10 protein-coding genes are annotated in these 12,530 nt (G+C 34.3%); 6 read left to right on the top strand and 4 right to left on the bottom strand.

The features are described from left to right. Nucleotides 1–37 precede the first annotated feature (37 nt). From FLP_RS17585 to hpt, 3 genes are all read right to left on the bottom strand, one after another. A complete protein-coding gene (locus tag FLP_RS17585; RefSeq protein WP_078006014.1) occupies nt 38–1,312 on the bottom strand; it encodes a hemolysin family protein in 1,275 nt (424 codons plus the stop codon). 93 nt (nt 1,313–1,405) lie between these two features. Next, nucleotides 1,406–1,978, bottom strand: coding sequence for an adenylate kinase (locus tag FLP_RS17580; RefSeq protein WP_065450832.1), 573 nt, complete (start codon nt 1,976–1,978; stop codon nt 1,406–1,408). Between the two features lie 74 nt (nt 1,979–2,052). After that, nucleotides 2,053–2,583 (bottom strand): hypoxanthine phosphoribosyltransferase, encoded by a 531-nt coding sequence (gene hpt, locus FLP_RS17575; RefSeq protein WP_065450831.1) that lies wholly within the window; start codon nt 2,581–2,583, stop codon nt 2,053–2,055. 184 nt (nt 2,584–2,767) lie between these two features. On the opposite strand from hpt, the gene FLP_RS17570 reads away from it, so the two are divergent. The 5 genes from FLP_RS17570 to purE all read left to right on the top strand — a co-directional run bounded on the left by FLP_RS17570 (nt 2,768) and on the right by purE (nt 9,439). Continuing rightward, the gene (locus tag FLP_RS17570; RefSeq protein WP_065450830.1) at nt 2,768–4,042 is read left to right on the top strand and encodes a PQQ-dependent sugar dehydrogenase; all 1,275 of its coding nucleotides are present in this window, start codon (nt 2,768–2,770) and stop codon (nt 4,040–4,042) included. Nucleotides 4,043–4,260: 218 nt separating this feature from the next. Next, on the top strand, nt 4,261–6,357 hold the full coding sequence (locus FLP_RS17565) for a TonB-dependent receptor (RefSeq protein ID WP_065451180.1): 2,097 nt from the start codon (nt 4,261–4,263) through the stop codon (nt 6,355–6,357). A gap of 21 nt (nt 6,358–6,378) precedes the next feature. Beyond that, complete coding sequence (locus tag FLP_RS17560) at nt 6,379–6,933, top strand: hypothetical protein (RefSeq protein WP_065451179.1); 555 nt, start codon at nt 6,379–6,381, stop codon at nt 6,931–6,933. Between the two features lie 744 nt (nt 6,934–7,677). Next, complete coding sequence (locus FLP_RS17555; protein WP_065451178.1) at nt 7,678–8,832, top strand: 5-(carboxyamino)imidazole ribonucleotide synthase; 1,155 nt, start codon at nt 7,678–7,680, stop codon at nt 8,830–8,832. A 121-nt stretch (nt 8,833–8,953) separates the two neighbouring features. Further along, nucleotides 8,954–9,439 (top strand): 5-(carboxyamino)imidazole ribonucleotide mutase, encoded by a 486-nt coding sequence (gene purE / locus FLP_RS17550; protein ID WP_039111763.1) that lies wholly within the window; start codon nt 8,954–8,956, stop codon nt 9,437–9,439. A gap of 136 nt (nt 9,440–9,575) precedes the next feature. On the opposite strand, the gene FLP_RS17545 is transcribed toward purE, so the two are convergent. Beyond that, nucleotides 9,576–10,247, bottom strand: coding sequence for a hypothetical protein (locus tag FLP_RS17545; RefSeq protein WP_243397496.1), 672 nt, complete (start codon nt 10,245–10,247; stop codon nt 9,576–9,578). Between the two features lie 220 nt (nt 10,248–10,467). Here FLP_RS17545 and FLP_RS17540 point away from each other — a divergent pair, with 220 nt between their 5' ends. After that, complete coding sequence (locus FLP_RS17540; RefSeq protein WP_065451177.1) at nt 10,468–12,495, top strand: M3 family metallopeptidase; 2,028 nt, start codon at nt 10,468–10,470, stop codon at nt 12,493–12,495. The last annotated feature ends 35 nt before the right edge of the window (nt 12,496–12,530 follow it).

Below are 12,530 nucleotides of genomic sequence, written 5' to 3'. Positions count from 1 at the left end.
CGACTGAATACTGTGACTGAAAACTATTATATTCTCTTTACTCTTTAAGTGCTTTCACCAACACTTTATCAATCTTTACGCCATCCATATCAATGACTTCAAGCACAAATTTTTGCCAGATTAATTTTTCGCCTTCTTTCGGAATATGAGAAAGCTCGGTCATAATCATTCCGCTTACGGTATTTACTTCGTAATCATTTGTTAGTTCATCCAACTCAAAATAAGTCAGAAAATCGTGTAAGGAATAATGTCCGTCTACCAACCATGAACCATCTTCTCTTTCGACCAATTGAAATTCATCTTTATAAAAATCAGATGCATCACCAACTAAAGCTTCAAGAATATCATTTAAAGTAATAATTCCCTGAAAAACACCGTATTCATCAGAAACTAAAGCGTAATGAACTCCGGTTTTCTTAAAGTTTTCTAATGCTTTGTAAGCTGTTGTCTGCTCCATTAAATAAGGAGGATCTGTCATTATTGCTCCTAAATCAAAATGATCACTTTCGATGTTGGCAAATATATTTTTTAGGGTTACGATACCCACAATATCATCGTAATTATCTCTGTAAACCGGATAAACAGTATGCAAATCCATAAGAACAAGTTCCTTTATTTTTGCTTTATCTGCATTAAAAGGCAACATATCAACCGATTTACGGTGCGTCATTAACGAATTTACTTTTCGGTCTCCAATATGAAAAACACGTTCTACGATATCTTGTTCAATTTCCTGAACTTCTCCGCCTTCCGTTCCTTCTTTTATAATGGCTTTTATTTCTTCTTCGGTCACTTTTCCGTCGGCTGAAGGTTTAATTTGTAAAACATTCAGTAAAAAATCAGTCGAAGTAGTAAGCAGCCAAATAAACGGCGCTGTAATAATCGAAATGATCTTCATTGGCATTGCCACCATTTTTGCAATAGATTCAGGATAATTTAACCCAATTCGTTTTGGCAGCAATTCTCCTAAAACTAAGGAGAAAAATGTTAGTACTACAACTACAATCCCTACTGCAACAGAATGTGCATAGGGTTTTAAAACTGCAAATCCGCTCACAAAAGTTTCCACATCTACGGTGATTTTATCACCACTGTAAATACCCGTCAAAATCCCAATTAAAGTAATTCCGATTTGTACTGTAGACAAAAACTTGTTTGGTGAATTGGCCAAATCGAGCGCAATTCTGGCACTTTTATTTCCTTTTTTTGCGGCAGTTTCGAGTCTGTTTTTTCTTGCTGAAATAAGTGCAATTTCAGACATAGAGAAAACTCCGTTTAATAGTATTAGAAAAAATATTATTAGTATTTCCATTTTTAAGTTTAAAGTTAAAAACCAAAAGTTAAATGCTTTTCAGAACTTAAAGTTCTTTCCAAACATTTAACTTTTAACTTCCAACAAGTTGTATTACAAATTATCTATAACTGACGTTAAGCGTTCTGTAATTTCTTCGATAGTTCCGATACCGTTTACGGCATAAAACTTATTTTGTTCTTTATAATATCCAATTAATGGAGCTGTTTTTTCGTTGTATTCCTGATATCTTACACGAATCTTTTCTTCGTCCTGATCATCTACTCTTCCGCTTGTTTTTCCTCTTTCTAATAAACGTGCCACAAGAATTTCATCATCAGCTTCTAATGCGATTGTAGCAGTAACACTTGACCCAATTGTTGGTAAAAATTTATCTAAAGCCTGAGCCTGATCTAATGTTCTTGGATAACCATCGAACAAGAAACCTGCTGTATCAGGATGTTTGTTTACTTCGTCTATTAACATTGCAGTGGTAACTTCGCAAGGAACCAATTCTCCATTGTCCATAAAAACTCTTGCTTTTTTACCTAAATCTGTATCATTTTTTAAATTAAAACGAAAAATATCTCCTGTTGACAGATGAGTTAGTTTGTATTTTTCTTTTAAAAATTCTGCCTGAGTTCCTTTTCCTGCTCCTGGCTTTCCAAATAAAACAATATTAATCATAATATGAGTGAGTGTTGTTACTTCTGTTTTTTATAAGAAGTTTTAAATGAATATATAGTTGTGTGTGTTTTTAATTATTCGGCTAATTTATATACTTCGGCTAAATTCCTGCCCAAGCCATCGTAGTCTAATCCGTAACCAACGATGAATTTATTTGGAATCCTGATTCCTATGTAATCTATTTTAATGTCTTTTTTATACGCATCCGGTTTAAAAAACAAAGTCGCAATTTTAAAATGTTTGACATTTTGCTCTTTAAAAATCTTTTTTAATTCTTCGATTGTGTTTCCGGTATCGATAATATCTTCGATGATAATTACGGTTCTGCCTGATAAATCCTGATTAATACCAATTAATTCCTTTACGGTATTAGTAGATTCGGTTCCTTCATAAGATGCCATTTTGATGAATGAAACCTCGCAAGGACTTTTATATTTTTTTAAAAAATCTGCAACAACCATAAATGCACCATTCAAAACCCCTATAAAAATTGGTGTATCGTCTCCAAAATCGTCTTCTACCTGAGCTACTAATTTGGTCAAAGCAAAATCAATTTCCTTGGCCGAAATAAACGGAACAAATTGTTTATCGTGAAGTTGTATCATTATTTTTATGTTTAAAATAATGGGCAAAGATACAGAATTACAACCAAACTGTAAGTATCAAAATAGGCTGGACACATATTTTTTTAAGAATGTTAAATATCACATAATATTTACAAATCTTTTCTTAAAAATATTTTTAATTTTAGTAAATTGTTGTTCTATAAATATTTAACCCTGAATTATAATGAAAAATACCGCGCAACTATTTTCAATATCCCTACTCACTATACTAACAGCCTGCAACGGACAGGTTAAAAAAGAAGAAAAAGATGCCCTGAGCAAGCAACCCAATACGATTGTAAAAACAGCTGTCGGCGACCTGACTTTGCCTCCGCCCTACGCAACAGAATCAAAAACAAACAATAGCAAAGTGATTGGCTGGCCCGAAGGAAAAACACCAACGGCACCTGCAGGTTTTACGGTTACCAAATTTGCAGATGGTTTCGAAAATCCGCGCTGGACCTATATCGCTCCCAATAATGATATTTTTGTGGTAGAAAGCGGAACCCGCGGCAGCAAAAATCAAATTACGGTTTTACGTGATAAAGATAAAGATGGTAAATTTGAAACACGTGAAGTTTTTATAAAAGACCTCAACAAACCTTTTGGAATGTTGGTTCTAAAAGACTTTTTCTATATCGCTAACACGGATGGATTATATCGATATCCTTACAAAAACAATCCGCTAAAATTAGAAACTCAGGGAACTAAAATTCTTGAACTTCCTGCCGGAGGTTACAACAATCACTGGACAAGAAATATAATTGCGAATCCTGAAGGAACAAAAATCTACGTTTCGGTTGGTTCGGGAAGTAATGTAGGCGAAAACGGAATGGACAAAGAGGTTCGTCGTGCTGATATCTTGGAAATTAATCCTGACGGAACCGGTGAGAAAATTTATGCTGCCGGACTTAGAAATCCTGTTGGAATGGACTGGAATCCGGCAAACAAGGAACTTTGGACTGCTGTTAATGAGCGTGACGAATTGGGTGACGATCTTGTTCCTGATTATGTAACAAGTGTAAAAAGAGACGGATTCTACGGCTGGCCTTATTCGTATTACGGGAATATTCCTGATCCAAGAATGAAAGGTGAACGCAAAGATTTAGTAGAAAAAGCTATTGTTCCGGATGTTCCGGTTGGTGCTCATACTGCTTCATTAGGATTGGCTTTTTATACTAAAGATGCTTTTCCTGCAAAATACAAAAACGGAATTTTCGTAGGACAACATGGTTCTTGGAATCGCGCCAAAATATCAGGTTACAAAGTGGTATTTGTTCCTTTTGCGAACGGAAAACCTTCTGGAAAACCTGAGGACTTTTTAACTGGTTTTATTTCTAATGCTGAAAAAGCGGAAGTTTTTGGCCGACCTGTTGCGGTAACGGTTACACCAGACGGATCGCTTTTGGTTAATGATGATAGTGGAAATACGATTTGGAAGGTTACGGCGAATAAATAAATCCCAAATTTTTTAAATTCCAAATCCCAAACTTTACGCGAATAATTTTAAACACATAGAAACATAGGTTTTATTTTGCGAAAAGGTCATTGAAAAGAAACACATTTCTTTCACATAGCTATGTGAATTAATGCTAAGTGAAATGCCTTTTTTACGTCATCAAAAGCTATGTTTCTATGTGTTTAAAATTATGCGCAAAAACTGATCAAAACTCTTTTATGATTTTAAAAAAATATTGTTTTCTACTTTTTGTGTTTTGCATTTTTCATAATAGTAAAGCACAAGAAAAAGAAAGCAGAACTATTGATTCTGTCAAAACTCAAAAACTCGACGAAGTTGTTATTAGTTCACTTCATGTTAATAATAGATTACAGAATACACCCGCAGCAATTGGTATTTTATCTAAAAAAGATCTTCTGCAAAATAACACAACAGATATTACTACCGTAATCAATACGATTCCGGGAGTTTTCATGCAATCCTCTAATTTTACCACAAGCCGAATTTCGATTCGTGGTATTGGCGCAAGATCTCCTTACGGAACGAATAAAATCAGGGCTTTTTACGGCAGTATTCCGCTGACTTCCGGAAACAGCGAAACAGTTATTGATGATATCGATCTTGAAAATATTGGTCAGCTTGAGGTAATCAAAGGTCCGCTTTCAAGTATTTACGGTGCAGGATTGGGTGGTGCTATTTTAATTTCGCCTCAACTTTCTAAAACCAATGGCGAAAATGCCAGTGTAAGCAGTGTTTTTGGTTCGTTTGGATTACTTAAAAACAGTTTGAATTATAGTGTGAATGAAAAAAGTTCCAGTCTGAATATCAGTTACCATAATCTTAAAACCGATGGATGGAGAGAAAACAGTTCGTACAAGCGAGAAGGAATCACACTTGCCGGAGAATTATTCAAAAAGAAAAACAACAAACTGACTTATTTTACGAATTACACCTATTTAAAAGCTTACATTCCAAGTTCGATTACTAAGGAGGTTTTTGATTCTAATCCGAAACTGGGCGCTTCAACCTGGGTAGCTTCAAAAGGATTTAAGGAATATAAATCGACTTTGGCGGGATTGGCTTATGATTTTAAAATTAGTGATCATCTGAGTAATGCTACTTCGATATTTGTGAATTATAAAGACAGTAACGAACCTCGTCCTTTTGATATATTACGTCAATATACTTTTGGAACCGGCGGAAGAACGCAGTTTTCGGGAGATTTTAAAATAGGAAAAATAGAAAATCAATTTATTGCCGGAATCGAATATTTCACAGATAATTATAACGGAAATACTTTTGAGAATCTCTACAAAAACAACAATGGCCAGGGAAGTTTACAAGGAAATCAACTTACTGAAACCGATCAAAAAAGGCATTTTTATAATATCTTTTCACAAATCAGAACGTTACTTTCGGATCAATTCGAAATTCAGGCCGGACTTAATTATAATGAAACCCATTTTGAGCTAACGAATTTTCTGCCTACTAAAACCTCAACTGAAAAATACAGTTATGATGGGATTTTTTCTCCTCAATTGTCTTTTCTATACAAACCCAATTCCGAAAGAACTTTATACTTTTCGGCAAGTCGCGGATTTTCATTGCCGGCGACCGAAGAAACGCTTACCAGTTCCGGCAACATCAATCCTGACATAAAACCTGAAAGCGGTTACAATTTCGAAGCTGGCGGAAAATTCTATTTCTTCAATAAAAATCTTTATACCGAATTTGCGGTTTACCGAATGGAAATAAAAGATTTATTGGTAGCGAAACGAATTGGCGATGATCAATATGAAGGTGTAAATGCCGGAAAAACGTTTCATGAAGGAATCGAAGTTTTAGCAAAACACAACTGGACCATTAATCGTTTTTTTACTTTGAATTCTTTTATCGCAGCTTCGTTAGGAAAGTATGAGTTTAAAGATTTTGTTGATAACGGAAATGATTATTCCGGAAATAAATTAACCGGAGTTGCAGCAAATAAAGTGAATGCCGGAATAATTTTAAATACTTCTTTAGGAATTTATTTTTCTGCCGATTTTCAGTTTACAGATAAAATTCCGTTGAATGATGCTAATTCTGCTTATTCAGATTCTTATCATATCGTCAACTTAAAAACTGGTTATGGTTTTGAAATTCTCTCTCATTTAAATACCAATTTAGCTTTTGGTATTAGTAATGTAACTGATGAAAAATATGCGTCAATGATTTTACCCAACGCTGTTGCTGTCGGGAACGCAAGTCCAAGATATTATTATCCGGGACTTCCTGTAAATTATTACGGAACCATTTCACTAAATTACCTATTTTAGATGTGTCCTAAATCGAAAAAAATGTCATCTGAATTACAAGCAAAACTAGACTATGTAAATGCTTACAGAGAAAACCGACTCATGGCGGCTCAGTATGTTTTAGAAAATCATCATTTATTTGAAGAGCTGGTTTCAATTTGTTTTTCGCCCGAAAACAAAAACAATCATAAAGCCTGTTGGATTTTAGAATTTGTATCCTACGAAGAATTAATCTGGCTGCAACCTCATCTTGCTTTTTTATGTTCTAATTTGAAAGTGCTAAAGGATGAAAGTGCTATAAGGCCAATCGCAAAAGTGATTCAGCTTTTGGTGAAATCACATTATAAGAAAAACGATGACAGTATTTTACTTTCCGAAGAAAACCTTCAGGATTGTATCGAAGCTTCTTTTGACTGGCTGATTAATGATGTAAAAGTGGCAACAAAAGCCTATTCTATCAGAACTTTATATGTTTTGGGAAATCATTACGACTGGATTCATCCTGAACTGCAAATTATCCTGAACAAAGATTATGGAAATCATTCTGCGGCTTATAAAGCTGTCGCCAAAGAAGTCTTGAAGAAAATCGAAAAGTAATTTTAATTTGCCACAAATTTCACAAATTAGCGCGAATTTTTAATCTGCCCAAATCCTAACATATAGCTTTACGGTTATATTTTTGCCACAGATTAAAAGATTAAAATGATTTTTTTAGTTAACCGCAAATTTCACAAATTAGCACAAATTTTTATCTGCAATTCTTAATATAAAGCTTTGTGCCTTTTGCATCCTTAAAAAATAAAACTTTGAGAACTTTGCATAAATCTTTGCGGACTTTGCGGTTAAATTTTTCACCACAAATTAAAACGATTACAATGATCTTTTTAATTAACCGCAAATTTCACAAATTAGCACAAATTTTTATCTACAAAATCTTACACATAGCTTTGTGTCCTTTGCCTCCTTCTAACAATTAAAACTTGCGAACTTTGCGTAAATCTTTGCGTAAATCTTTGCGGACTTTGCGGTTAATCTTTTTAGCCACAGATGAGACGATTAAAAATGATTTTTTTAGTTAACCACAAATTTCACAAATTAGCACAAATTTTAATCTGCAAATCTTAACATAAAGCTTTGTGTTCTTTGCCTCCTTCTAACAATTAAACTTTGCGAACTTTGCGTAAATCTTTGCGGACTTTGCGGTTAAATTTTTTACCACAAATCCACAAATTGACACAAATTGTATTCTGATTAAAATTAGAATTGGAAAAAAATCATGAAATTCATGAAATTCGTGGCAAAAAAAAGATTAAAAAGTATCTTTGCAAAAACACAACTACAATGAACTATTTTTCTTCTGATTTTAAATTAGGAATATTAGGTGGCGGACAATTAGGAAAAATGCTATTGTTTGACACTCGAAAATTTGACATACAAACTTATGTTTTAGATCCGAGCGACGAAGCTCCGAGTAAAATTGCCTGCAATAAATTCTTTCAGGGCGATTTGATGGATTATGAAACGGTTTACAATTTTGGAAAACAAGTCGATGTTTTGACTTTCGAAATTGAATTGGTTAATCTTGAAGCTTTAACGCAATTAGAGAACGAAGGCGTAAAAGTATATCCGTCTCCAAAAACTTTAAAAGGAATTCAGAATAAAGGCGTTCAAAAAGATTTTTATACTAAAAGTAATATTCCGACAGCTTCATATTTACGATTTGATAGCCCGTTGCATTTGCAAAAATCAGTTGGAGATAATGAAATCACAATTCCGTTTGTATGGAAATGTACTGAATTTGGTTATGACGGAAATGGCGTAAAAGTAATCCGCCAGATTTCTGATATGGATGATTTACCCAATGTAGAATGCATTGCAGAAACTATGGTTCCGTTCAAAAATGAATTGGCTGTGATCGTAGTAAGAAACCCTTCTGGAGAAATTAAAACCTATCCGGTTGTCGAAATGGAATTTCACCCGGAAGCCAACCAAGTCGAATATGTAATTTGTCCAGCCAGAATCGACGAAAAAGTGGCCGAAAAAGCCAGAGCAATTGCTTTGAATGTTTCGGAGAAATTCAATCACGTTGGTCTTTTAGCAGTTGAAATGTTCCAAACTCATGAAGATGAAATATTGGTAAATGAGGTCGCTCCTCGCCCACACAATTCAGGTCATTATTCGATCGAAGCAAGTTATACGTCACAATTCGAAAATCATTTACGCGCTATTCTAGATCTTCCGTTAGGAAATACAGACAGTAAAGTTGCGGGAGTTATGGTAAATTTAGTAGGTGCCGAAGGTTTCTCCGGAAATGTCGTTTATGAAAACATAGAAACCATTTTAGGGTGGGATGGCGTTACACCACATATCTACGGTAAAAAACAAACAAGACCTTTTAGAAAAATGGGCCATGTTACTATTGTAAATGAAAACATGGGCGAAGCAAGAAGAATTGCAGAGGATGTTAAGAATACTATTAAAGTGATTAGTCTATAGTTTTCAGTCCCGGTCGCAGTCTACCGTTTAAACCTTAACAAACAAAATAAACATTCTTAGTTTTTAGTCTCAACAACAACCTGAAACTTGAAACCTGAAACAAAACAAACAAAAACACACTATGAGCAAAGTAGCCATTATAATGGGAAGCATTTCAGACATGCCAGTCATGCAAGATGCCATCGACATATTAAAACAATTTAACATTGAAACTGAAGTTGATATCGTTTCGGCACACAGAACGCCGGAAAAATTATTCGACTTTAGTAAAAACGCGCATACTCGCGGGATTTCTGTAATTATTGCTGGTGCGGGCGGTGCAGCACATTTACCGGGAATGGTTGCTTCGATGTCGCCACTTCCTGTAATTGGAGTTCCTGTAAAATCAAGTAATTCTATCGATGGATGGGATTCTGTTTTATCGATTCTGCAAATGCCGGGCGGAGTTCCTGTGGCAACTGTAGCTTTAAACGGAGCAAAAAATGCCGGAATTCTGGCAGCACAAATCATCGGAAGTCACGATAAAAAAGTACTTGATACGATTATTGCTTACAAAGAAGAATTGAAAGCTGCGGTTAATAAAGCTGCTGAAGGATTGAAAAAATAAGATTTCTTCCGCAGAGATATACAAAAAGACGCAGAGATTAACAGAGATTTTTCACATTTTAGTGAAGAAAAACTTTGTGAATCTCTGCGTTTTTTTGCGAGTCTTTGTGAAACAAAAACTTATTTATAATCTGAAATTATGCTTCGTCTTCAATTTCCTCCAGAACAGATTCAAATTCATATTCTGTAATATCTTCTTTATTTATCCAGTTTTCTGACGTAACGAGATCATAATTTACATTGTCTTTTGTTGTCAACTCCCAAACAATAGCTTCGGCTTCAGGAAATGGAATATTTTGAGACATTTGATTTTCGAACAATCTTTTGATAAGATTTCTATCAGATAAACCATTGTTCAATAATTTCAGCACATTTTCAGCTGTTAATTTTTGTGCTTCACCGTCCGTTGGTGTCATTGAAAAATGAACAATAGAAGCTTTTGCATTGGGGAATTTTCCGTTGTACGCTTTAAAAAGTAATTGATTGATATGAAATAAAGTTCCCTGCATATCTATTTCGGGATATTCCTCACAAACTTTATCAATTAACATGTTGTGTGATATTTGCTCAATTTGTCCGTCGCCTAATCTGTCAGGAAATTTATATTTCAAAACTATTTCAGCAGCTTCATTAGGTTCGTAATCCGAAATAGCCATTTCTAATAATTCCGGCAAACTCGCTTTGTCTGCAGTTGCACCATCGGGATAATTGAATTTTTCTAACAATTGAACAAGATCTTCATCAGACCAATATCCTTCTACTTCATTAACCGTATCTATATTCTTTATTACAATTTGATAATTCATCATTTTCTTTTTTAAAATTGCTGATTAGCTTTTATAATGCTAAATCATATTTTTTCAATTTACGCTTTTTAAAAGGGGGATCGAAATAAATAACATATTTATAACACAATTTAAGAGCATTTTATGCCTAGAATCAATTTTATATAGATGATTAGATTTTTATAAATTGCTATCTTTGGAATTCAAAAATTCGACTTCAATTAATATAAATAATTACATTATAATGAACGTTTTACTTTCAAAATTCACTACCAAACATAACACAGCACCTTTTTCGCAAATTAAAATTGAAGATTATCTTCCGGCTTTTCAGGAAGGAATTACTTTGGCTAAAGCCGAAATTGATGCTATCGTAAACAATCCCGAAGCGCCAACTTTTGAAAACACTGTTGTAGCAATGGATTTTTCAGGAGATATTTTAGATCGTCTTTCTAGTGTTTTCTTCAATTTAAATTCGGCTGAAACGAGCGATGAAATGCAAAAAATCGCTCAGGAAGTTTCGCCTTTATTATCAGAATTTGGAAATGACATTACTTTGAACGCTGCTTTATTTGCTAAAATAAAAGCCGTTTACGATCAAAAGGAAACATTAAATCTAAATCCGGAGCAAACTACCCTTTTAGATAAAAAATACAAAAGCTTCTCCCGAAACGGAGCAAATTTAGCTGAAGATAAAAAAGATAAACTTAGAGAAATTGACAAAGAATTATCGAAATTAAAATTACAATTTGAAGAGAATATTTTGGCTGAAACCAATTCTTTCGAATTGCATTTGACCGATGAAAAGGATTTGGCCGGTTTGCCTGAAGGAACAATTGAAGCGGCAAGATTATTGGCTAAAAACCAGGAAAAAGAAGGTTGGATTTTCACTTTAGATCATCCAAGTTATCTTCCATTTTTGACTTATGCAGACAATCGTGAATTGCGTAAAAAAATGGCAATTGCTTTTGGCGCAAGGTCTTTTCAAAATAACGAATTTGACAATCAGGAAAATGTCTTGAAAATTGCGAAATTACGTTTCGAAAGAGCGAATTTATTAGGTTATAAAACGCACGCACATTTTGTTCTTGAAGAAAGAATGGCCGAAAGTCCGGAGAAAGTTTTCTCTTTTTTGAATGATTTATTAGCAAAAGCAAAACCGGCAGCTCAAAAAGAATTTGCTGAATTAACGGCTTTCGCCAAGGAGCTGGACGGAATCGCACAACTGGAAAAGTGGGACGGAGCTTATTATTCTGAAAAATTAAAACAACAGCTTTTTAATTTAGATGATGAAAAACTAAAACCATATTTTCAATTAGAAAAAGTATTAAACGGTGCTTTTACAGTTGCTAAAAAACTATACGGATTAACTTTTACCGAAGTTTTTGACATCGATAAATATCATGAAGAAGTTACGACTTACGAAGTAACAGACGCTGATGGCAATTTAGTTTCGATTTTCTATGCTGATTTCTTTCCGAGAAAAGGAAAAAGAAATGGTGCCTGGATGACTTCATTCAAACATCAATCTATAAAAGACGGTGTAAACGAAAGACCGCATATTTCAAACGTTTGTAACTTTACAAAACCAACAGAAACTAAACCATCTTTATTGACGTTTAATGAAGTAACGACTTTGTTCCATGAATTTGGTCATGGTTTACACGGAATGTTAGCAAATACAACTTACCCAAGTTTATCCGGAACTTCTGTATTTTGGGATTTTGTAGAATTACCAAGTCAGATTATGGAAAACTGGTGTTACGAACCGGAAGCTTTGGCTTTGTTTGCAAACCATTATGAAACGGGAGAAATTATTCCGATTGAATATGTACAAAAAATTAAGGAAAGTGCAAGCTTTCAGGAAGGAATGGCCACTTTACGCCAATTGAGTTTTGGATTGTTAGATATGGCTTGGCACGGACAGGATCCAACACATATTACAGATTTAAAAACTTTCGAAACCCAACAATTTGCCAACACACAATTGTATCCTGATGTAAAAGAAAATGCAATGAGCACGGCTTTCTCTCATATTTTTCAGGGTGGATATTCTTCTGGATATTACAGTTACAAATGGGCCGAAGTTCTGGATGCTGATGCTTTTGACTACTTTCAGGAAAATGGTATTTTCAATCATGAAATTGCTACAAAATTCAAAGACAATGTACTTTCTAAAGGAGGAACAGAACATCCTATGATTTTATACAAACGTTTTAGAGGACAGGAACCTAAACCGGAAGCTTTATTGAAGAGAGCTGGGCTTTTATAGACTTTAGACTTCTTAGAATATTAGATAATGAGAAA

It is taken from the genome of Flavobacterium piscis (assembly GCF_001686925.1).
GTDB classification, from domain to species: Bacteria; Bacteroidota; Bacteroidia; order Flavobacteriales; family Flavobacteriaceae; genus Flavobacterium; species Flavobacterium piscis.
This window is presented reverse-complemented; position numbering and strand designations above follow the sequence as displayed.